The following is a 20804-nucleotide window of genomic DNA, read 5'->3' as shown; positions in this document are numbered from 1 at the left end:
CCCTTTGCACGGCCGATGGCGCCTTATGCCTCGGAGGCGGGACCGCCGAAACTATACTCAGGTTTGGTCCGTAGTCCTGCGGGTTTGGGATGTCCCGAGCGCCTCGGCCTTGCGGACGAGGTCGGCCAGCGACCTGACCCCCATCTTTCGCATGACGTTCCCGCGGTGGATCTTGACCGTGATCTCGCTCAGTCCGATCAGGGCGGCGACCTGCTTGTTCATCAGGCCGGCGGTGACATGGCCCATCACCTCGCGTTCGCGCGCGGTCAGCGTTTCGTACTGGGCGCGGATATCCTCCTTGGCTGCGGCTTCGGTGCGATGTTGCGCGTCGCGCTCGAGCGCGGCCGTCACGGCGTCGAGCATATCCTGGTCGCGAAACGGCTTGGAAAGGAAATCGACGGCGCCGGCTTTCATGGCGCGCACCGACATCGGGATGTCTCCATGGCCCGTCATGAAGATGATCGGGTGGCTGATGCCCTGCCGGACGAGCTGGCTCTGCAGATCGAGCCCGCTCACGCCTGGCAGGCGGACGTCCAGCACGATGCAGCCGGGCCCGTCGGGCAGCGAGCCCCCAAGGAGCTCCGCCGGCGAGCCGAACAGGCGCGTCTCGAGGCCGACCGAGCGGAACAGACTGTCGAGCGAGGTGCGGATGCCCGTATCGTCATCGACGATGATGACAGTCGCACTGGAGGGGGGCGCCGGCGGCGGGGCCTGATTTGGTCGTATCATGGCAAGGTGTGTTGTTTGCTGTGTGGCAGTGTCAAGTGGAAGATCGCTCCCGAGCCCGGGGTGCTCGTCACCGACAATTGGCCGCCGTGAGCTTCCACCGTGGTTCGGCAGATCGCAAGCCCCATGCCCATTCCGCCCTCCTTCCTCGTGAAGAATGGGTCGAACAGGCGTGGCAGGTCATCCGGGTTGATGCCCGGGCCGCTGTCCTGCACCGTGATCGCGAGGGTTTCGCTGTCCAGGATGCCGGCGCGCAGCGTGACGGTGCGGGAACCTGGTCGGCCCGACATGGCTTGGCCGGCATTGACCAGAAGGTTGACCAGGACCTGCTGCAGCTGAATCCGGTCGCCGCGAACCGGCGGCAGGCCCTGCTGCGCTTCGACCGTCAGGGCGACGTCGTCCTTGGCGAGCTCGCGCGCGACAAGGGCCGTCGCCTCCTCGATCACTTCGCCGATCTCCAGCATATCCTGCTGAGGCGGAGCCTTCTTCAGGAAGGTCCGGATGCGGGTCACGATTTCGCTGGCACGGCGACCCTGGGCAACGACATGGCCGATGGTCGTCGCAACCTCCTTGAGGTCGGGGACGTCGCGCCGCAGCCACCGCAAGCCGGCCTCGCCGCTGGTGACGATCGCCGCCAGCGGCTGATTCACCTCGTGCGCAATGGAGGCGCTGAGCTCGCCGAGGGTGGCGACGCGCGCAGCGTGGGCGAGCTCGGCCTGCGCCGCGAGCAGCGCATCCTGCGCGTGCCTGCGCTCGGTGATGTCGACGACGAACACGAGCACGTTGTGGTCTCCGTCGGGGTCGGGCGGAAAGGTGATCGTGAACAGCACGGGCACCTTGCGCCCGTCCAGCCGCACGAGCTCGGTCTCCCCTTCGTGGAACTGCTGCCCTTTCGCGAATGCGACCAGCGCGTCGACAAAACTGCGATCATGATCGCCCAGCAGCCTGTGCACGTTCTCGATAAAGGCCGCAGAGCCGCTTGCGCCCGCCATCTTCTGCATGGCCGGATTGACGTCCGTGATCCTGGCGAGCCGGCGGGCATGAGCGACGAAATCGGGGTTCTTTGTCAGATGGTCGCGCAAATCCAGTCCTTCGATCCGCAGCGAATCAAGTGCCGCCCGCAGTTCGCTCCAGTCCTCCTCGACCACGCCGATCCGGCTCGCGTCGAACATCCGACGGTATCGGTGCTCGCTCTGCACCAGCGCGTTGTGCGCCGCTACCCGATCGGTGACATCGGTATGCGTTTCGAGCACCGCGCCGGGTTTGCCGAGATGGTCGTATTGGAGGGCCCATCTGGCGTCGACGGTGAGCACGGCGCCGGCCTTCGTCCGCTGCTGCACCCTGCCTTCCCATCGCCCGGTATCGAGCAGGCTGGCCTCGATGGCCTCCCGCCGGTCGGGATAGCTGGTCCGCAGCAGCCTGTCGGCGAGTTGCCCGAGCGCCTCGTCCACCGACCAACCATAGGTCTGTTCCGCGGTGTTGTTCCAGAACGTGATTATGCCGCCGCGATCCCTGACGAAGATCATGTCGTGCGAGAGATTGAGCAGGCGCGCCTGTGCCGCAAGCCGCGTCGTCGATGCGTGATTTTGCAGCACCAGAAGGGTCGTGATCCCGATCGCAGCGAGACTCATCAGGGCGCGAAGGGTAGGCGAGGTGAACGCCTCCAGATCATGCGATAGCAGGAAGGCGACGATGGTCAGCGTGCTGCAGCCGCCGGCGGCGACGATGATGTCGTTGCGCCGGTTCGTCCTCGCCGCAAGCAGAATCGCGACGACATAGAGAACTGCGACCGCGCCTTCGAGCGGTGTCAGCACGTCAATCATGAAGACCACGAAGGCAAGGACGGCGGACCACAACCGCCAGCCGACGCGGCTCATGGATGAACCCGTAGGCCGATCAAGGTTCGTCATCGTCGCAGGCGCTGATTGCTCTCATTCCAGGCGCGTTGATGCCGCGATTTGATCGCGATCACAACATAAGGCCAGGTGATTTTCGTGCTCTCTTGGAAGACCTCCTGAAATTTTGAGGCCGCCCGCGGGCGCAGGCGCGCGGATTTGCCTTGAGAACAAGGCTTTCCGTGATCGCGCCGGTCGAGGCCGTGACAACTTACCGCAGATGTCTCGAGCCGCCAGGAGGTCCGGGCTCGGACGCAGACGATGAGGTTCCGGTCAAGCTCCCCTGAGCCGTGATCATACCAACGTATGGTACGGCTAACCCGAGACCTTATCCATGCACCCGCGCGTAGAATGGAGCGTGCGGATCGCCGAACTACTCTGGTCCCATCGCATTCGGGCAAGCCGGCATGGCCTTGCCGCTGCGAACTGGGACAAGGAGATTCGGCGATGTCGCTGCAGATGTCATACTCGCAAAATGTCAAGGATCGTGTTGCCGCCGCTCTCGGCATCTCGTCGATCGACGGCTCGCAGTTGCGCCTCTCGAGACGATCGCCGCGATCCGGCGCGGAGCCGATGACGCTCTCCCTCGTGCATCTGGATGTCGCCCTGGCCATCGAGCCGCCAGCGTCGGACGTGGGGGGATCTGTCGGCCGCGAGCCGAGCTTCAAGGTGTCCGCGAAACGTCTTGCGGCCGTGTCCGTCGAAACCGACCGTGAGACGGGTGGCGAGGAGAGCACGGATCCGGTGATGCGGCGCCTTTCGGATGCGCTCGCGGCCACGAAGGCCATGCACAATCCCCATTGCGCCATCCTTGTCGACGCGCTGCGTCTGGCCATGCTGACCCGCAAGGCGAGCAGGCGGACGGAGGCCGGACGGGCCGAGTCCCAGCCGTCCGGGGACGATCACCAAGGTCAGGCCTGCCGGACGGTGCGGTCGTTGCAGAAATGGCGTCTCAAGCGCGTCATGCAATACATCGACGACAATCTGGACGCGAAGGTCACGCTGCAGCAGCTGGCCGCCGTCGCCGGCCTCAGCCGGATGCACTTCGCCGCGCAATTCCGGGCGGCCGTCGGCATGCGGCCCCACGACTATCTGCTAAGGCGACGGATCGAGCGGGCCCAGGAATTGCTGCGGCGGACCGACACTTCGCTCGTCGACATTGCCTTGACCGTCGGGTTCCAGACCCAGGCGCACTTCACGACGGTGTTCAAGCGCTTCACCGGCGATACGCCCTATCAATGGAGGAGCGCTCAGCTCGCCCAATTCCTGCCGGTGCCGCGCCCGGAAGCGAGGCTGTCATGAGCAGTGTCGGCATTCAGGCCCTGTTGCTGCCGCTGCTCGGCATTCACTCCGCGGTGACGCACCACGAACTGATGGGCGTGTTCGAGATCGCTCGCGGTCTCGGGACATCCTATCGATTTGCATCCTCCGAACCTGGTTCAGGGTGCCCTCCTGGGCCGCTTCACGCTGAATGTCTGCAGGGTCATCGCCGGAGGCGGCAGGCCTTCGATGCCCTCGATGGCTTCCCTGTTGAACGGCCTGCGCGCCGGGTGAGGTGTGCCGGCCAGTGCGCATCGGCCGCCGGCTGAAGCCGAGCCGGACCGCGTCGGCATCTCGCCGTCCTTGCGCCGGCGGAAGGTCTCTGACACGTAGCGGTTCTTGCGGCGGACCTGGACACGCCAGTTCCCGGAAGGCAATTGAATGAAGGTGGCCACGGTCGCGTGCACTCCCCAATTCGTGTGGGCTACGTGTGCACTGAGAGGCCAAAACAGGTACAAACGTGTGCAAATTCGGCTAGTTTGGAGTGCACATGTTCCGGGTTCATCCCATTGAGAACATAAGGTAAATCATTGAAATCGCCAGCCTATCGCTTCTCCGTGGCGCCCATGATGGATTGGACTGACCGGCACTGCCGGGTGTTCCACCGTCATCTGACGCGGCGGGCGCTGCTTTATACCGAGATGCTGACCACTGGCGCCATCATTCATGGCGACCGGGAGCGGCTGCTTGGGTTCGACACAATCGAGCACCCGGTCGCGCTTCAGCTTGGCGGCTCGGATCCGCACGAGCTCGCGCAGGCGGCGGCGATCGGCGAGGCGTTCGGCTATGACGAGATCAATCTCAATGTCGGCTGCCCGTCGGACCGCGTGAAGGACGGCCGCTTCGGCGCCTGCCTCATGGCGGAGCCGGAGCTCGTCGCGCGGTGCGTCGAAGCCATGAAGCGTGCTGTCGCCGTTCCCGTCACGGTGAAGTGCCGCATCGGCATTGATGATCAGGATCCGGAAGTCGCGCTCGATACGCTCGCGCGCGCCGTGGTCGCCTCCGGCTGCGACGCGCTGATCGTGCATGCGCGGAAAGCCTGGCTCAACGGTCTGTCGCCGAAGGAGAACCGTGACATCCCGCCGCTCGACTATGATCGCGTCTATCGTCTCAAGCGCGCAATGCCCGGCGTGCCCGTGATCATCAATGGTGGCATCCCTGGAATCGACGAAGCGAAAGCGCATCTTGCCCACGTCGACGGCGTCATGCTCGGTCGTGCCGCTTATCAGGATCCGTGGCGGCTGCTCACCGTCGATCCCGATATCTTCGGAGAGGCGGCGCCGCATGCGACCATGCAGGACGCGTTCGAAGCCATGATGCCCTATATCGAGCAGCAGCTTGCGCGCGGCACGCGGCTGCATGCGATCACGCGGCATTTCGTCGGCGCATTCCACGCGGTGCCCGGTGCACGGGCGTTCCGTCGTCATCTCGCCGAGCAGGGCGTGAAGCCGGGCGCAGGTCCCGAGGTGCTGCGCGATGCGATCGCGCGTGTCGGAGTGCGCGCCCCGGCGGAGGAGGCGGCGTAAACCGCCTAGTCGATCGCCGTGCGGGCGCGGCGGTGGCTGCTCTGCAGTTCAGGATAGCCGGTCAGCATCAGCTTGTCGGCGCGGACGCCCCAGCTCTCCAGACGGTCGAGGAAGCTCATGCCGAGCAGGTTGGTCTTCATCTGCCCGCGCTGGACGACGAGCGCCGGCACCGATTTTTCGACGAGATGGCCGACGGAGAGACGGTCGAGCGTGAGGCGGGCCGCCTTGGTGTGGCCCCCCGCGGTCTCGAGATCGACATCGTATTCGAGCATCTCGAGCGGCAGTCCGATGGCTTTCGCGGTTTCCCAGGTCAGCACCACCGAGGTCGCACCGGTATCGATCACCATCGGCGCTGCGACACCGTTGATCTTGGCCTTGAGCGCAAATTCGCCGCCCTGGCCGCGTGGGATCTGCACGGCGGGGGCAGGGGCAGCTACCGTCGGCGCGCGAAAGATGTGCGAGACCTTTTGGCTGGCGCGCGCGATCTGATCGGGATCGCCATAGGCGACGACGGCGCCGGCCGTGCCGGCGAGCATGACGAGAACGAGCAGGAAGCGGATCATCGCGCGCCTCCGCAGGCGCGCGGGCCGTTCAGGTGCGCTTTGCAGATCCCGCGATCGGTGCCAGTCCGGCTTCCGTCATGCGGGCCGGCAACAGGGCCATGACCGCGAGCCGTTCCGCGCTGTCCATGGCGTGCCAGCGCGCGATCTCGGGCAAGGTCCGGCCGCAGCCGAAGCACATCCTGGTTTTGGGATCGATCATGCAGACGGCGACGCACGGCGTATCTTGGCTCATTCGGACATAGTGGGGGATTGTCGGGCATGTCTGCAAGCATCTGGTTTAGGAGCCCGTGCCGGCGCTCATGATCGGTTTGTGGCGCGGCCGGCGCTTTTCGTCGGGCAGCACGGAACTCTCCGGCTGGAGCGGTGGCGAATCGTCCGACAGCGGCGCGAGCGCGCTCATCACGCGCTCCGGCGGGAAGGTGACGATCACCTCGGTGCCGATGCGCAGCTTCGATTTCAGCGTGAACGTGCCGCCATGCAGGTCGATCAGATTCTTGGCGATCGGCAGGCCGAGACCAGCGCCCTGTTCGGCCGACTTGATCGAGTTGGAGCCTTGCCCGAACGAGGCGAGCACGACCGGGATCTCGTCCTCGGGGATTCCGGAGCCGGTATCCTTCACCGACAGATATTGTCCGCCCGAAGCGGTCCAGCCGGCCTTGAGCCAGATCTCGCCGCCCTGCGGGGTGAACTTGATCGAGTTGGAAATCAGGTTGAGCACGACCTGGCGGATCGCGCGCTCGTCGGCCCACAGCCGCGGCATGGCCTGCTCGAACACTTCGTGGATGGTGATGCCGCGGCTCGAGGCACGCAGCTTCATCAGATGATGGCAGTCGGCGACGATGCCGACCAGCGACACCGCCTCCTCGTTGAGCTCGTAACGGCCGGCCTCGATCCGCGACAGGTCGAGGATCTCGTTGATGAGGTTGAGCAGATGCACGCCGGAATTATGGATGTCGGCGGAATATTCCTTGTAGACCGGCACCGCATGCGCGCCAAAAATCTCGCTCTTCATCACCTCGGAGAAGCCGAGGATGGCATTCAGCGGCGTACGCAGCTCGTGGCTCATCTGCGCGAGGAAGCGCGACTTGGCGACGTTGGCGGCTTCGGCGCGATGGCGCGCTTCGTCCGAGATCGCCTTGGCCTGTTCGAGCTCGCCGATCAGCGCGTCCTTCTCGGCGCGCGCTTCCAGCGTGGCGAACGTCGAGGAGTGCAGGCGATGCGCCAGCAGCACGAAATAGCCTTCGGCGGCGAGCGCGAGCGCAGCCAGGACGTAATTGTCCAGCGAGCCTGTCATCGCAAAACTCAGCGCCATCGCAACCGCAACCGGCGCGGTGGCGGCAAGGGCTGCGATCGGCAGATTGGCGGCGAGCATGCTCGATACTGCGATCACCAGCAGCATCAGGAACATCATCAGCGTTTCCGTGACCAAGTCGAGCACGGGATGGATCAGGATCGCCATCCAGCACAGGCCATAGAGCAGGTCGAGCACGACGAAGCGCGTCCGCCATGCCCGCGTCGCGGCTGGAGAGCTGGGCTCGGTCAGGAACCGCCGGCAACTGCGGATCATGGCGCTGTGGATGCAGAGCATGCCCGCGGTCCAGGCCGCGGCCGGGATCGGCTGCATCCACAACCCGAACAGCACGCCGGTCGCGACCACCAGCAGCATCACGACATAAGAGGCCGACAGCCGGGTCTGGGCGTATTGGCGCAGCATCTCGGCGTCGAAGGCCGGCCGGGTTCCGCTGGTCGACGTTAACTTGTCGCGGGCCTCGCGCACCCGCTGCGCCGCAGCCCTTCGGCTGCTCGCCGATGGAGCGCTCACCGGCTCGGCCGGAAGCTGCACTACCTCAGGCTTTTCAGCGGGGTTACTCATCAAGCAACAACGATTCCTGCCCACGGCGGACGCGGGCTTTCTGCATTGTCTATCTCTGGCAACAAATCCTTAAGAGGTGACTTAAGGAGCTAAAGAATTACGTTAACCCGGCGTTAATATCGGCTGCGCCGTTCAATGCAGCAGCGCGTGCTGGACGATGTAGACCATCGCCCCCGCCAGATAGCCCACCAGCGCCGGGCCAGCGATGCGGCGGGCGTACCAGAAGAACTCGATCTTCTCGAGTCCCATGGCGGCAACGCCCGCGGCGGAGCCGATGATCAGGATCGAGCCGCCGGTGCCGGCGCAATAGGCGATGAACTCCCAGATGAAGCTGTCCGGGGGGTATTGCACCAGATTGTACATGCCCATCGTCGCCGCAACGAGCGGCACGTTGTCGATGATGGCGCTCAGGAGGCCGAGCAGGATGACGATGATGTCGAGCCGGCCGACCGTGGCGTCGAGCCATTTTGCGAGCAGCTCGAGGACGCGGGCGTGCTCCAGGCACGCGACCGCCATGAGGATGCCGACGAAGAACACGATCGAGCTCATGTCGATACGCGCCAGCGCATGGACGAGGGTGAGGGGGCGGCGCTCATCCTCGTCCTTGTGGCGGTGAACGATCTCGCCGACCAGCCAGAGCACGCCCAGTCCGAACAGGATGCCCATGAACGGTGCAAGGTGCGTCACGGCCTTGAAGACCGGAACGGCAACGAGGGTGCCGAGGCCGAGATAGAACATCAGATTGCGCTCGAACACCTCGACCCTGAGCGCATTCGCCTGTCCCTGCAGCGGGGGAGCGATGTCCTTGCCCCTCAGCGAATATCCGATGATGAGCAGCGGTATCAGCAGGTTGAGCAGGGACGGCAGGAACACCGCCTTCATGATGTTGACGGGAGAGATCTGGCCGCCGATCCAGAGCATCGTCGTCGTGACGTCGCCGATCACGGTCCAGGCGCCGCCGGCATTGGCCGCGATGACGATGATGGACGCGAACAGCAGGCGGTCGCTCTTGTTGCCGATCAGCTTCTGGATCAGCGAGATCATCACGATGGTGGTTGTCAGATTGTCGAGGATCGCGCTCAGGAAGAACGTCACGAAGCCGATGATCCACATCAGCGTGGTCTGCTTCGTGGTGCGGATGATTGAGGTGATGACTTCGAAGCCGTTGTGGGCGTCGATGACCTCGACGATCGTCATGGCGCCGATCAGGAAGAAGACGATCTGCGCGGTCGAGGCAACGGATTCGTCGAGCTGGTGGTTGACGAGCGAGGCGTCGCCAACGGACATCGCGTAGATGGTCCAGAGCAGGCCCGCTCCCAGCAGGGCCGAAGCGCTCTTGTTGACGCCGAGCGGGTGTTCGAGCGCGATGGCTGCGTACGCAAGGATGAAAACGGAGGCTATCACGCTCAGCAAGTCGGTCCCCCCGGGAAATTCGTTGTTCGGCTCAATCGCGCTTGTCAGGCCTCGACGCGGCGCCGCGCGACGTCAAGGCCGGTGACGGTCGCAGCTGCCCGGCAGCGACCGTCACGCGCGTCTCAGCGTTGCAGGCGCGCGAGCAGGCTCGACGTATCCCAGCGCTTGCCGCCCATCTTCTCGACCTCGGAATAGAACTGATCGACCAGCGCGGTGACCGGAAGATTGGCGCCATTGCGGCGGGCCTCGGCGATCGCGATCGAGAGGTCCTTGCGCATCCATTCGACCGCGAAACCGAAATCGTATTTGTCGTCGTTCATGGTCTTGTAGCGGTTTTCCATCTGCCAGGACTGCGCCGCGCCCTTGGAGATGGTCTCGATCACCGCCGCGACGTCGAGGCCGCTCTTCTTGGCGAAGTGGATCCCCTCGGAGAGACCTTGCACCAGACCGGCGATGCAGATCTGGTTGACCATCTTGGTCAGCTGGCCGCTTCCGGCCGGCCCGAGCAGCTTGCACATCCGCGCATAGGCACCCGTGATGACAGGCTCGGCGCCGGAATAGGCATCCTGCGCGCCGCCGCACATCACCGTCAGCACGCCGTTCTCGGCGCCGGCCTGGCCGCCGGAGACCGGTGCATCGACGAACTTGAAGCCGGCCTTGGTGGCGGCTGCGTCCAGCTCACGCGCGACTTCGGCGGAGGCTGTGGTGTGATCGACGAAGGTCGCACCCTTCTTCATGCCGGCGAAGGCGCCGTCGGCGCCGATCGTGACCGCGCGCAGATCGTTGTCGTTGCCGACGCAGCACATCACGAAATCCTGGCCTTCGACGGCCGCCTTCGGGGTCGCCGCGGTCTTGCCGCCGAACTTGTCCGCCCATTCCTTCGCCTTGGCCGCGGTGCGGTTGTAGACGGTGACCTCATGGCCCCCTTTTTTGACGAGGTGTCCGGCCATGGGGAAGCCCATGACGCCGAGACCGAGGAAAGCGACTTTAGCCATGTGTGGTACCTTGTCCGTAGTTTTGAGTTTTTACGGTTGTAGCCGGGTGAGGGCGCCGGGCGGCATCCTCGAAGTTCCGCTGCGAAGGCGGACCGGAGGCGCACCATAAACCGTTAAGGGCGGAGGGCAACGGCTTCGTTTGGCGGCCCCCTGTGCTAGGATGGCCGGACCTAAGGACTTCGAAAAAGGGAGCGAAACATGGCATTGGGCTTGGGCGGTATGAGCGTTGGCGTCCTCGATCATTTCAACATCCGGACCCGGAATCTGGCCGAGACCGTCGGTTTCTACGAGGGCGTGCTGGGCCTGGAAAAAGGCCCGCGGCCGAATTTCGCCTTCCCCGGCGCCTGGATGTACAGCGAGGGCAAGCCGGTGGTGCACCTCGTCGATATCTCGGCGACGGCTGAGCCGCAAAAGCCGGATTCCGGCGTCGTCCATCATGTCGCCTTCGCCAGCCGCGGCTTCGACGGCATGAAGCAGCGCCTGGCATCCAAGGGGATGAAATTCGACTCCCGCCAGGTGCCCGGCGGCGAGCTCTGGCAGATCTTCGTCAACGACCCCAACGGGGTCATGATCGAGCTGAATTACGAGGCTGCCAGGGAGCAGGGGGCGGCGCCCGCCGAGATGGCTGACGATATCGGCAGGCAGTAGCCTTTTGGACGTTTCCGCTCTAATGGGGCATCCCAAAGTCTCGAGCATGACCTTGCCGGAAGGCCGCTCCGCGCGTTGCGCTGGCGCGACCCTCCGGGTCCGGATCAGGCTCCGTTCAGGAGATGCGCTTTGAGCGTGACGCAGCAACAGGTTCTCGACAGCCTCGCCAGGATCAAATCGCCCCGCGGGGTCGCGCTCACCAATGCCAACGTGCTGAGCGCGATCAGCGCCTCCGACGGCAAGGTGTTCTTCTCGATCAATGTCGATGCCGCCGAGGCCAGGGCCTGGGAATCGATCCGGGCCGAGGCCGAGGCCGCCGTGCGCACCATTCCCGGCGTCACCACCGTCATGGTGGCGCTGACCGCCGAGCGCAAGCCGGGTTCAGCGCCGCCGCCACCTCCGCAGCCGAGCCGTGGCGCGCCCGGCGTGCAGCCGGTGCATGCCCATAAGCCGCCGCCGCAGGGCGGCGCCCAATCGCCCATGGCGCGGCAGTCGGAGATCCCCGGCGTGGCCGCCGTGATCGCGGTCGCCTCCGGCAAGGGCGGCGTCGGTAAGTCGACCACCGCGCTCAATCTGGCGCTGGGCCTGCGCGACCTCGGTCTCAAGGTCGGGCTGCTCGATGCCGACATCTACGGCCCCTCGGTGCCGCGCCTGACCGGCCTGCACGACAAGCCGGAGCTGAACGACGAGCGAAAAATGATTCCGCTCCGGCGCTTCGGCCTTGCCATCATGTCGATCGGCTTTCTGGTCGAGGAAGAGACCGCGATGATCTGGCGCGGTCCGATGGTGATGTCGGCGGTGACGCAGATGCTGCGCGACGTCGAATGGGGCAAGCTCGACGTGCTGGTCGTCGATATGCCGCCGGGCACCGGCGATGCCCAGCTCACGCTGGCGCAGAACGTGCCGCTCAAGGGCGCGGTGATCGTCTCGACCCCGCAGGACCTGTCCCTGATCGATGCGCGGCGGGGGCTCGCGATGTTCAAGAAGGTGAACGTGCCCGTGCTCGGCATCGTCGAGAACATGAGCTACTTCCAGTGCCCGCATTGCGGCACGCGGTCCGACATTTTCGGCCATGGCGGGGCCCGGCACGAGGCCGAGAAGCTCGAGGTCCCCTTCCTCGGCGAGATCCCGCTGCACATGGCGATTCGCGCCACCTCGGATGCCGGCAATCCCGTCGTCGACAGCGAGCCGGACGGTCCCCATGCGGCGATCTACCGCGCCATTGCAGGGCAGGTCCGGGACCAGCTCAAGGGCGTCATCGCGGCGGCCTGATGAGGCCGCCCGCGGCGCGGGCCTTCATTCACCCGGGGGACATGCGACTTTCGTAGAGCCCCGTCATGCCATTGTCGCGTTCCGCAAACGGGGCTTCCGTGTTAAAGGCCACGGCAGTCAAGCCCCTTCGGTTCGACGCGTGCCAAAACGCGTCGCCGGAATGAGCGGCGGCAAGAAGAGAAGTCAAGGGGAAACGCCCCAGCAAGGAGAGACCTGAAGATGAAGCGTCGTGATTTTCTGAAAGTGTCGGCAGCAGGCGCGGCGGCGACCGCAGTGGCCTCGCCGGCGATCGCGCAGTCCTCGCCCGAGGTGAAGTGGCGCCTGACTTCGAGCTTCCCGAAGTCGCTCGATACCATCTATGGCGGCGCCGAGCAGGTGGCGAAATACGTCGCCGAGATGACCGATAATAAATTCCAGATCCAGGTGTTCGCCGGCGGCGAGATCGTCCCGGCCCTCCAGGCGCTCGATGCGACCTCCAACGGCACCGTCGAGATGTGCCACACCGTCTCGTATTACTATGTCGGCAAGGATCCGACCTTCGCGATCTACGCCTCGGTGCCGTTCGGCCTCAACGCGCGCCAGCAGAATTCCTGGTGGTATCAGGGCGGCGGCATGGAGCTCGGCAACGAGTTCTTCAAGAAGTCGAACGTGATCGGCTTCCCCTGCGGCAACACCGGCACCCAGATGGGCGGCTGGTTCCGCAAGGAGATCAAGACCGTCGCCGATCTCTCCGGCCTCAAGATGCGCATCGGCGGCATTGCCGGCCAGGTGCTTCAGAAGGTCGGCGTGGTGCCGCAGCAGCTCGCCGGCGGCGACATCTATCCGGCGCTGGAGAAGGGCACCATCGACGCCGCCGAGTGGGTCGGCCCCTACGATGACGAGAAGCTCGGCTTCGCCAAGGTCGCCAAGTACTACTATTATCCGGGCTTCTGGGAAGGCGGTCCGACCGTCCACGCCTTCGCCAATTTGGAGAAGTGGAATTCGCTGCCGAAGAACTATCAGGCGATCCTCAGCAACGCGATGACCAGCGCCAACACCTGGATGGCCGCGCGCTACGACATGCAGAACCCGGCGGCGCTGAAGCGTCTGGTTGCCGGCGGCACTCAGCTTCGTCCGTTCACCAACGAGGTGCTGGAAGCCTGCCTCAAGGCGACCAACGAGCTCTGGGCCGAGACCTCGGCCAAGAACGCCGACTTCAAGAAGTCGATCGACGCCATGCAGGCCTACCGCTCCGACGAATATCTGTGGTGGCAGGTCGCCGAATATACCTACGACAGCTTCATGATCCGCTCGCGCACGCGCGGCTGATCGCGTAAGCCTAAAGTCGCAAGTGGCGAAAGCCCGGCCTCCTGTGGAGGCCGGGCTTTTTCTTTTGCCGCAGTGCGATGACGATGGCATTCGGTTCCACCTTGCGTCATGCTGGTGCCAAGCCTCGGAAAAAGAAGGCTCACAATCACTGAAACATCAGGGCAGGAAACCATGAAGAGAAGAGACTTCATCAAGGTCACAGGACTTGGCGCGGCCGGCGCCGCTACGCTCGCGGCTCCCGCGATCGCGCAATCGATGCCGGAAATCAAATGGCGTATGCCGACGAGCTGGCCGAAGTCGCTCGACACGCTGTTTGGCGGCGCCGAGATGATGTGCAAGATGGTCGCCGAGGCGACCGACAACAAATTCCAGATCCAGATCTTCGCGGCCGGCGAGATCGTGCCGGGTCTTCAGGTGCTCGATGCCGTGCAGAACGGCACCTGCGAAATCGGGCACACCGCGTCCTACTATTATTTCGGCAAGGATCCGACCTTCACCTTCGGCTCGGCCGTACCGTTCGGTCCCAACATGCGCATCAACCAGGCCTGGTACATGCAGGGCGGCGGGCGCGAGGTGCTCAACGAGTTCTACAAGAGCTACAACGTCGTCTCGCTGCTCGCAGGCAACACCGGCTGCCAGATGGGCGGCTGGTTCAGGAAAGAGGTCAACACGCCCGACGATCTCAAGGGCATGAAATTCCGCATCGGCGGTTTCGCCGGCCGCGTGCTCCAGAAGCTTGGTGTGGTGCCGCAGCAGCTCGCCGGCGGCGACATCTATCCGGCGCTGGAGAAGGGCACCATCGACGCCGCCGAGTGGGTCGGCCCCTATGACGACGAGAAGCTCGGCTTCTACAAGATCGCCCCGCACTATTACTATCCCGGCTGGTGGGAAGGCGGGCCGATGCTGCTGGCCTTCGTCAACCTCGACAAGTGGAACGCGCTGCCGAAATATTACCAGAGCGTGCTGGAGCAGGCCGGCCACTACGCCAACAACTACATGATGGCGCGCTACGACACCGCCAATCCCTTGGCGCTGAAGAAGCTGCTCGCGGGCGGCACCAAGCTGCACCCGTTCTCGCCGCCGATCATGGATGCCTGCCACAAGGCCGCCAAGGAGCTGCACGCCGAGGTCGCCGCGACCAACCCCAACTTCAAGAAGGTGCACGACTCCCTCGCCAAGTTCACCAGCGACGGCTACGCCTGGTTCCAGGTCGCCGAGGTAGGCTACGACATCTTCATGGCGCGGCGCTCGCAGAGCTGATCACGCCGTCTCTCGCAGGACCACGCCCCGGAGTGAAAGCTCCGGGGCACTGTCGTGTCTGGAAGGGCCCGGACCCCAAAATGCGAAAAACAACCCCATGCACAGTAGCTATGAGCTTGATAAGTCATGGGAATAAAATTGGCGACACAAGCGGCATTCGGGGCGGTACCGGCGTCGCGGTTGACGTGTCGCGCAAAACAGGCGTAGAAGGCGATTATCGTATAATCCGAAATTGAGTCCGCCGATGCCGGACTGAAGATGACGATGAGCTTCGATCTCGACGGCGTTCAAGGAGCGTTGCGCAAGGCATGGTCGCTTGCGACGGCGAGCCAATGGACCGCGAGCAATCCCGCGGCGGGACAGTGCAACGTCACCTCGCTGCTCATTCACGACCTGTTCGGCGGCGAGCTGCTGAAGACGCCGTTGCCGGCCGGCGATCATTTCTACAATCGGATCGATGGCAAGAGGTACGACTTCACGGCGAGCCAGTTCGACGTGCCGATCGCTTACATGGACTTGCCCGCAAGTCGCGCCGACGCGGAGCGAGGCGCAACACGCGACCAGCTGGCCGAACTCAGAGCGGCATTTGAGAAGCGCAGTCCCGGGTCGGAAAGGTGAGCAGCCGACTTTGTCGCGTCGCGAGCTATTTGAACCGGACTTCGGTCGAGGACGTCAAACTCCGGAAGCCCCAGGTGCCGCCTTGTCCCCCAGTCTGACCGATCTCTTTCACGTGCCGACGCTGATCCTTGGATGGGTCTTTGCGCTTGCAGTCACGTGCGGGCCGTTGCTCCTGAAATTCCTCAACTATCAGCCGGTGAGGCGGTGCGCTGTTCTGCAGGCCGTATCGAGCTTTGTCGCGACCGGGTGCTGGCTGACATTTGGCACCGCCGCGATCAGCGCTCACGAGCACGGTCTGATCTCACTTCTGTCCAGCGTTCTCGTCGTGGCGTGCCTGCTCGCCAGCGCCGCGGCCAGCTCGTTCCTGATCGTGCGGTGGTGTCCCGACGAACAGGCCTAAAGCGCAATGCGATTGGGATGAATCGCCATCGCGCTTTAGGTTGTTGTTTGAGCATGATCTTTCCGGAAAACCGCTGCACATTTTTCCGGATCATGCTTTAGCGGCCGCTGGGCTCACCGAACCATCGTGCCGCGGCCTGAGACGTGTCCACGTCGTCGGCAGCCTGTTCGCCGGCCCAGGCTACGACGCCGTCGGGGCGCACGAGCAACGCGATCAAGCCCAATCGATCCCTGACCTCGCTTGCAACATAGTTGATCCGGCCGCGCCAGCGGTTCGTGAGCGCTTGAAGCGATGGCTGCGCGCCGCAATCCAGCAACAGTCCTTTCCCTGTTCTGAGCAGCTCGCTTATTCTTGTCCCATCGCCGAGCTCGAAGTCGGGCGCACTTCGCCCCACCAGCGGATGGCCCCCGCCGAGGTCATAGCGGAGGGACACGCCCCAGACGCGCGCGGCGAAGTAGGTCGCGCCGTCGCGCGTGTTGATGAGATCGCGGATAATGGCTTCGAGTGCGCGCGAACTCCTGCTGGGGCGCATCAGGGCGACCTGGGCGCGCGACCAGTCGAGGATCTGTGCTCCCACCGGATGTCGCTCGGTCGAATAGCTATCGAGCAGCCCGGCGGGCGCATCGCCACGAATGGTTGCCGCGAGCTTCCATCCGAGGTTCATGGCATCGCCAAGGCCGAGGTTCAGGCCTTGGCCCCCCAGCGGCGAATGGATGTGCGCGGCGTCACCCGCCAGCAAGACGCGGCCCGCGCGATAGTCCGTTGCCTGATAGGCGCGGTCGGTCCAGGTGGTGGCGAGCCGCAGGGCAGTGACCGTCACGTCGGTGCCTGAAACCCTGCGCAACACCGCCTCGACATGGTCGCGCTCCAACGCGCTGCGGTGCGCGGCGCCGCCGTCGAAATCGACCATCGCGATCGTCCCCGGCGCTGCATAGGTGTACATCCCCGAAGGCGTGTAATGGCGACCCGGCGCGAGCAGAGCCGGATCGGCCAGTTCGACCTGCGCGGAATAGCCGGTGAATTCCGGATCGGTCCCGGTGAAGCCGATCCCGGCTGCCTTTCGCACACTGCTGCGCCCGCCGTCGCAACCGACGAGCCAGCGGCCATGGACGGTTTCGCCGGCCGTGTCGACAGTCACGCGATCCGTGGATTGCCTGAAGGCCTCGACGCCGCAGCCGCGCCGGATCTCCGCGCCCAGCGTCTCGGCGCGGATCGCAAGCACGGCCTCGATGCCTGCCATGTCGGCCGCGATGCTTCCGACCGGGCCGGGCAGGCGGTATGGCCATTGCGTTGCGTCGATCTGATCGTAGAAGAACTGGATGCCGGCGAAATGACCGCCAGGGCGACGCTGCTGCTGCATCCAGTGCGAGGGCGCCGGCGTGTCTCGGCTCGCCGCACGAGCTTTCAGATCCTCCAGCAAATCACGACGGTCGAAGCTCTCGATCGTCGGCACCGAAAGACCACGCAACCCGAAAGGCAGGCTCTTGAGCGGCGAGTGCGGGTCTCTCGCCTTCTCTAGGACCAGCACCGAGCAGCCGGCCATCCGCAATTCATAAGCCAGAAACAGGCCGACGGGACCGGCGCCTGCGATGATGACGTCATAGAGGGGAGTGTCGGGAATCTGCATAAAATGCTCCGTTGTCGATGTTCGACCGGAGCGTTTCCCAGACCTGAGGACCTCACGGACGAACGCCTGACCGCTTGAACAGCGGGCGTGTTCGTCGTGGGGATCTCAGGCACGAGGCCAAAGACCAGAGCTTTCGTTACCGAAAGGACTTGGGCTTACCAAACCAAGTCTGCCTTTTCCGACGTGGCCAATTTAGTCGTTTGGTCGCAGCTTCGTCAATGGAACGAGTGTGCGCTCTCCACGCAGCACAGGTTCGCGTGACATGAAGACATGCGGCCGAGAGCCGCCGCGATGGGGTGCTCGTAACTTTGACGTGAGCGCGGTGCGTAGTCTTGCGGTGTTCCCCTCGCGGAATGATCGGGCTATCCGCAATCCTTCAATCGGGCTGGAGTCGCGGCCGCAGGCGTGTCTCCGCGCCGTCCGGACTTCACGGTACGATATACCGGACTCAACCAGTCCCGAGCCAAAATTCAGCTTTCACCGAATGCGGCGTCATCTCGATCCCTGATCGAGATGACGAACCGCCGTTTTCCCGTCGGCGTTGATCAATGAGCATGGCAACTGAAATCGTCCAACTCCTCGTGCAATCGGCCGGCTCGTGGCTCTTTGAAGGCACCCGTTCGGGCCTGAGCGATCGCGAATGGATGGCGCTGCGTTTTCTTGCTCTCGCAAACAGGCTGTCGAGGACCCCGACGGCACTCGCGGGCTTTCTGGGGACGACCCGCAGCGGCGTGTCCCAGATTACCGCTACGCTCCTGGACAAGGGATTGGTGGTCCGCAAACCTTCGGCGGAGGACAAGCGTTCGATCACGCTATGTGTCACGGGCGAAGGCAAGAAGCTGCTGGAGCGCGATCCGATCAACGCCCTGCGAGACCAGATCGTAGCACTCGAGGGCTCCGATCGATCCCGGCTGCGCGACACGCTTCGCCACGTGCTCGTCGGTCTCGATGTCGCCGAGCGCCGTCATCACACCGACGTGTGCGGTCAATGCGTCTTCCTGGTCGAGAGTGGAGAGGGCAAAGACCTTCATTTCAAGTGCCGGCTGTTTCGGAAATCCATTGCCCCGAAGGAGACGAGCCAGCTGTGCACCTATTTCGAAGGGCGGAGCTAGAAGTTCTCGGCTCCAACCGGAACCAACCAGCAGGGCCGCGCCCGCCAGCTTACAGCGGGCTGACAACGAGCCGCCCTGGCTTCGCAGCATCTTTTCGCTGGCCGAGGCGGCTGGAATGATGGAAGAGAGCGAAGATGCCGCGCCAGCTGTGCGGCGACCTGAATAGCCGGCGGATATGCGATGCGCCTTCTGATCGTCGAGGACAATGCCGAGCTGTCGCGGCTCGTCGCGGGCGGGCTGGCGGCGGCCGGCTACCAGAGCGACATCGTGGGCAGCGCGGCCGAGGCGCGCGAGGCGGTGAGCAGCGTCAGCTATGCCGCGATGATCCTCGACCTCGGACTGCCCGACGGCGACGGCCTGTCGGTGCTGCGCGAACTGCGCCTCAAGATGGAGCCGCTGCCCGTGCTGGTGCTGACCGCACGCGGCGGCCTTCAGGACCGCGTCAGCGGCCTGCGCAGCGGCGCCGATGACTATCTCGCAAAACCGTTCGCGATGGAGGAGCTGGTGGCGCGGCTGGAGGCGATCCTGCGCCGGCCCGGCCAGCTGCTCGGCCGCTCGCTCAGTCTCGCCAACCTCGTCTACGACACCGAAAGCCGGCAGATCTTCGTCGACGACCAGCCGCGGATCATCTCCGCGCGCGAGACCTCGGTGCTGGAGATCCTGCTGCGCCGGCAGGGGCGGGTGGTGCCGAAGAAGAACGTCGAGGACCACATCTTCGGGCTGGACGGCGAGGTCGCCTCCAACGCGGTCGAGGTCTATGTCTCGCGGCTGCGCAAGCAGCTCGCCGAGCACGGCGCCAAGGTCGTGATCCACACCATCCGCGGCGTCGGCTATCTCATGGACGTGGAGAAATAGCGTGGCCCCGATCGGGTCCTATAGCAGGTCGCCGACGTTCAAATCGCTGATCTGGCGCATCGTGTTCCTGCACATCCTGGCGGTGGCGGTGGTCGCGATCTTCCTGCCGCTGGTGTTGTTCTGGCTGCTCAATTCCGAGATCGGCCAGCTGCATCGCGATGCCATGCGCGCTCAGGCGGATGTGCTGGCGGAGCGCATCGTTGTGCAGCCGGACGGACAATTGACGTTCAATCTGCCCGAAAGCCTCAAAGGCCTCTATTCGGATGCGTATGGCCGCTATCAGTACGACATTCGCGATGCCGACGGCCGCTTGCTGTTCTCCTCGCACCGGCGCGCCGCCGCCGTTGCACCCCGCGCGTCGGAGAGCATTTCCGGCGCCGCGGTCACCCGCGATATCGACGGCAGGACGGTGCGCATCCAGGTCGCCGAGGACCTCGCGCACCGCGACGTCATCATCGACGACATCGTCTCGAATTTCTTCCGGCGGGTGGGGTGGATCACCATCCCGATCCTCCTGGTCCTGCTCGCCACCGACATCATCATCTTTCGCCGTGCCATCGCACCGCTGTGGAAGGCCTCCGAGGAGGCCAGCAATATCGGTCCGGCCCGCACCGATATCCGCCTGCCGACGGAGCAGATCCCGCGCGAGATCTTGCCGCTCGTCACCGCCGTCAACCAGGCGCTCGACCGCCTCGAAGACGGTTTTCGGCTGCAACGGCAGTTCACGGCGGATGCCGCGCATCAATTGCGCACGCCGCTCGCGATCCTGCGCACGCGGATCGAGACGCTCGACGATCGCGCCGCACGGCAGGTGCTGCATGCCGACATTGAAGCCATGAGCCGGCTCGTCGCCCAGCTGCTGGAGATCGCCGAGCTCGACACCCTCGTGCTCGGCCCCGGCGAGACCGCGGATTTGCGCGCCGTCTGCGCCGATGTGGTCGCCTCGATCGCGCCGTTCGCGATCGCGCAGCACAAGGACGTCGCGCTGAAGGGCACCGACGCGCCGGTCGAGATCCACGGCAATGCGGAGATGCTGCAGCGTGCGATCTTCAATCTCGCCGAGAACGCCATCAAGTTCACGGCGAAGGACACCACCGTCGACATCGAGGTCGGCGAAGACGGTTCGGTGCGGGTGCGGGATTGCGGCCCGGGCATTGTGGAGGCCGAGCGCGAACTGATCTTCCAGCGCTTCTGGCGCGCCGACCGCCAGCGCAGCGACGGCGCCGGCCTCGGGCTTTCCATCGTGCGCGCGGTGGCGGACGACCATGCAGCGACGATCGCGGTGGAGAATCTTCCGGGGGGCGGCGCGGAGTTTACGCTGCGGTTCAGGCTGGCGGAGAAGACGATCTCCTTACCCTCTCCTCTTGTGGGAGAGGGTGGCTCGCCGCGATAG

General features: G+C 64.6%; 20 protein-coding genes. 11 read left to right on the top strand and 9 right to left on the bottom strand.

Features of this window, described 5'->3' with window-relative positions; genetic code table 11:
* Nucleotides 1–57: 57 nt before the first annotated feature.
* The gene (locus tag SE92_RS09945; RefSeq protein ID WP_063195540.1) at nucleotides 58–729 is read right to left on the bottom strand and encodes a response regulator transcription factor; all 672 of its coding nucleotides are present in this window, start codon (nucleotides 727–729) and stop codon (nucleotides 58–60) included.
* Nucleotides 726–2603, bottom strand: coding sequence for a PAS domain-containing sensor histidine kinase (locus SE92_RS09940; protein ID WP_245324513.1), 1878 nt, complete (start codon nucleotides 2601–2603; stop codon nucleotides 726–728). Before SE92_RS09940 ends, SE92_RS09945 begins: the two co-directional genes overlap by 4 nt.
* 465 nt (nucleotides 2604–3068) lie before the next feature.
* On the opposite strand from SE92_RS09940, the gene SE92_RS09935 reads away from it, so the two are divergent.
* A complete protein-coding gene (locus SE92_RS09935) occupies nucleotides 3069–3923 on the top strand; it encodes a helix-turn-helix domain-containing protein (RefSeq protein ID WP_063195538.1) in 855 nt (284 codons plus the stop codon).
* A gap of 137 nt (nucleotides 3924–4060) precedes the next feature.
* On the opposite strand, the gene SE92_RS35755 is transcribed toward SE92_RS09935, so the two are convergent.
* On the bottom strand, nucleotides 4061–4336 hold the full coding sequence (locus SE92_RS35755; RefSeq protein ID WP_157095274.1) for a hypothetical protein: 276 nt from the start codon (nucleotides 4334–4336) through the stop codon (nucleotides 4061–4063).
* 135 nt (nucleotides 4337–4471) lie between these two features.
* Here SE92_RS35755 and dusA point away from each other — a divergent pair, with 135 nt between their 5' ends.
* Nucleotides 4472–5467, top strand: a complete 996-nt coding sequence (gene dusA / locus SE92_RS09925; RefSeq protein ID WP_084251781.1) for a tRNA dihydrouridine(20/20a) synthase DusA — start codon at nucleotides 4472–4474, stop codon at nucleotides 5465–5467.
* Nucleotides 5468–5472: 5 nt separating this feature from the next.
* Here dusA and SE92_RS09920 read toward each other — a convergent pair whose 3' ends face one another.
* The 5 genes from SE92_RS09920 to SE92_RS09900 form a co-directional block, all read right to left on the bottom strand.
* A complete protein-coding gene (locus tag SE92_RS09920) occupies nucleotides 5473–6030 on the bottom strand; it encodes a TIGR02281 family clan AA aspartic protease (RefSeq protein ID WP_063195535.1) in 558 nt (185 codons plus the stop codon).
* A 28-nt stretch (nucleotides 6031–6058) separates the two neighbouring features.
* Nucleotides 6059–6262 carry a DUF1289 domain-containing protein gene (locus SE92_RS09915; protein ID WP_063195534.1) on the bottom strand — a complete coding sequence of 68 codons (204 nt, stop codon included), beginning with the start codon at nucleotides 6260–6262 and terminating at the stop codon, nucleotides 6059–6061.
* Nucleotides 6263–6307: 45 nt separating this feature from the next.
* A complete protein-coding gene (locus SE92_RS09910) occupies nucleotides 6308–7903 on the bottom strand; it encodes a sensor histidine kinase (RefSeq protein ID WP_063195533.1) in 1596 nt (531 codons plus the stop codon).
* Between the two features lie 132 nt (nucleotides 7904–8035).
* Nucleotides 8036–9316, bottom strand: coding sequence for a sodium:proton antiporter NhaD (gene nhaD / locus SE92_RS09905; RefSeq protein ID WP_063195532.1), 1281 nt, complete (start codon nucleotides 9314–9316; stop codon nucleotides 8036–8038).
* A 122-nt stretch (nucleotides 9317–9438) separates the two neighbouring features.
* Nucleotides 9439–10311, bottom strand: a complete 873-nt coding sequence (locus tag SE92_RS09900; RefSeq protein WP_063195531.1) for an NAD(P)-dependent oxidoreductase — start codon at nucleotides 10309–10311, stop codon at nucleotides 9439–9441.
* A 198-nt stretch (nucleotides 10312–10509) separates the two neighbouring features.
* Between SE92_RS09900 and SE92_RS09895 the strand changes: the two genes are divergently transcribed.
* From SE92_RS09895 to SE92_RS09870, 6 genes are all read left to right on the top strand, one after another.
* On the top strand, nucleotides 10510–10959 hold the full coding sequence (locus SE92_RS09895; RefSeq protein ID WP_245324512.1) for a VOC family protein: 450 nt from the start codon (nucleotides 10510–10512) through the stop codon (nucleotides 10957–10959).
* Between the two features lie 129 nt (nucleotides 10960–11088).
* Nucleotides 11089–12231, top strand: coding sequence for an Mrp/NBP35 family ATP-binding protein (locus SE92_RS09890; RefSeq protein ID WP_063195529.1), 1143 nt, complete (start codon nucleotides 11089–11091; stop codon nucleotides 12229–12231).
* 219 nt (nucleotides 12232–12450) lie between these two features.
* A complete protein-coding gene (locus tag SE92_RS09885) occupies nucleotides 12451–13539 on the top strand; it encodes a TRAP transporter substrate-binding protein (protein WP_063195528.1) in 1089 nt (362 codons plus the stop codon).
* Nucleotides 13540–13710: 171 nt separating this feature from the next.
* A complete protein-coding gene (locus SE92_RS09880) occupies nucleotides 13711–14799 on the top strand; it encodes a TRAP transporter substrate-binding protein (RefSeq protein ID WP_063195527.1) in 1089 nt (362 codons plus the stop codon).
* Between the two features lie 264 nt (nucleotides 14800–15063).
* Nucleotides 15064–15417, top strand: coding sequence for a YunG family protein (locus tag SE92_RS09875; protein ID WP_063203432.1), 354 nt, complete (start codon nucleotides 15064–15066; stop codon nucleotides 15415–15417).
* Nucleotides 15418–15529: 112 nt separating this feature from the next.
* A complete protein-coding gene (locus SE92_RS09870; RefSeq protein ID WP_245324511.1) occupies nucleotides 15530–15817 on the top strand; it encodes a hypothetical protein in 288 nt (95 codons plus the stop codon).
* A 97-nt stretch (nucleotides 15818–15914) separates the two neighbouring features.
* Here the strand turns inward: SE92_RS09870 and SE92_RS09865 are convergent, their stop codons facing one another.
* Entirely contained in the window at nucleotides 15915–17444 is a 1530-nt protein-coding gene (locus SE92_RS09865) for an FAD-dependent monooxygenase (protein ID WP_502686756.1), read from the bottom strand.
* A gap of 554 nt (nucleotides 17445–17998) precedes the next feature.
* Between SE92_RS09865 and SE92_RS09860 the strand changes: the two genes are divergently transcribed.
* From SE92_RS09860 to SE92_RS09850, 3 genes are all read left to right on the top strand, one after another.
* Nucleotides 17999–18556 carry a MarR family winged helix-turn-helix transcriptional regulator gene (locus SE92_RS09860; RefSeq protein ID WP_349510033.1) on the top strand — a complete coding sequence of 186 codons (558 nt, stop codon included), beginning with the start codon at nucleotides 17999–18001 and terminating at the stop codon, nucleotides 18554–18556.
* A gap of 180 nt (nucleotides 18557–18736) precedes the next feature.
* Nucleotides 18737–19411, top strand: a complete 675-nt coding sequence (locus SE92_RS09855; RefSeq protein ID WP_038946264.1) for a response regulator — start codon at nucleotides 18737–18739, stop codon at nucleotides 19409–19411.
* 1 nt (nucleotide 19412) lies between these two features.
* A complete protein-coding gene (locus SE92_RS09850; protein WP_063195524.1) occupies nucleotides 19413–20804 on the top strand; it encodes a sensor histidine kinase in 1392 nt (463 codons plus the stop codon).

Source organism: Bradyrhizobium sp. AT1, from assembly GCF_001590795.1.
In the GTDB taxonomy this organism is placed as follows: Bacteria; Pseudomonadota; Alphaproteobacteria; order Rhizobiales; family Xanthobacteraceae; genus Bradyrhizobium.
The sequence above is the reverse complement of the archived record's forward strand: the minus strand, read 5'-3'. Positions and strand labels throughout refer to the sequence as shown.

Coding starts and splice junctions, on each gene's coding strand:
- SE92_RS09910 (WP_063195533.1), bottom strand. CDS start 7,903: ATGAGTAACCCCGCTGAAAAGCCTGAGGTAGTGCAGCTTCCGGCCGAG.
- SE92_RS09860 (WP_349510033.1), top strand. CDS start 17,999: ATGGCAACTGAAATCGTCCAACTCCTCGTGCAATCGGCCGGCTCGTGG.
- SE92_RS09880 (WP_063195527.1), top strand. CDS start 13,711: ATGAAGAGAAGAGACTTCATCAAGGTCACAGGACTTGGCGCGGCCGGC.
- SE92_RS09915 (WP_063195534.1), bottom strand. CDS start 6,262: ATGAGCCAAGATACGCCGTGCGTCGCCGTCTGCATGATCGATCCCAAA.
- SE92_RS09945 (WP_063195540.1), bottom strand. CDS start 729: ATGATACGACCAAATCAGGCCCCGCCGCCGGCGCCCCCCTCCAGTGCG.
- SE92_RS09935 (WP_063195538.1), top strand. CDS start 3,069: ATGTCGCTGCAGATGTCATACTCGCAAAATGTCAAGGATCGTGTTGCC.
- SE92_RS09885 (WP_063195528.1), top strand. CDS start 12,451: ATGAAGCGTCGTGATTTTCTGAAAGTGTCGGCAGCAGGCGCGGCGGCG.
- SE92_RS09920 (WP_063195535.1), bottom strand. CDS start 6,030: ATGATCCGCTTCCTGCTCGTTCTCGTCATGCTCGCCGGCACGGCCGGC.
- SE92_RS09895 (WP_245324512.1), top strand. CDS start 10,510: ATGGCATTGGGCTTGGGCGGTATGAGCGTTGGCGTCCTCGATCATTTC.
- SE92_RS09940 (WP_245324513.1), bottom strand. CDS start 2,603: ATGAGCCGCGTCGGCTGGCGGTTGTGGTCCGCCGTCCTTGCCTTCGTG.
- SE92_RS09855 (WP_038946264.1), top strand. CDS start 18,737: ATGCGCCTTCTGATCGTCGAGGACAATGCCGAGCTGTCGCGGCTCGTC.
- SE92_RS09900 (WP_063195531.1), bottom strand. CDS start 10,311: ATGGCTAAAGTCGCTTTCCTCGGTCTCGGCGTCATGGGCTTCCCCATG.
- SE92_RS09865 (WP_502686756.1), bottom strand. CDS start 17,444: ATGCAGATTCCCGACACTCCCCTCTATGACGTCATCATCGCAGGCGCC.
- SE92_RS09875 (WP_063203432.1), top strand. CDS start 15,064: ATGAGCTTCGATCTCGACGGCGTTCAAGGAGCGTTGCGCAAGGCATGG.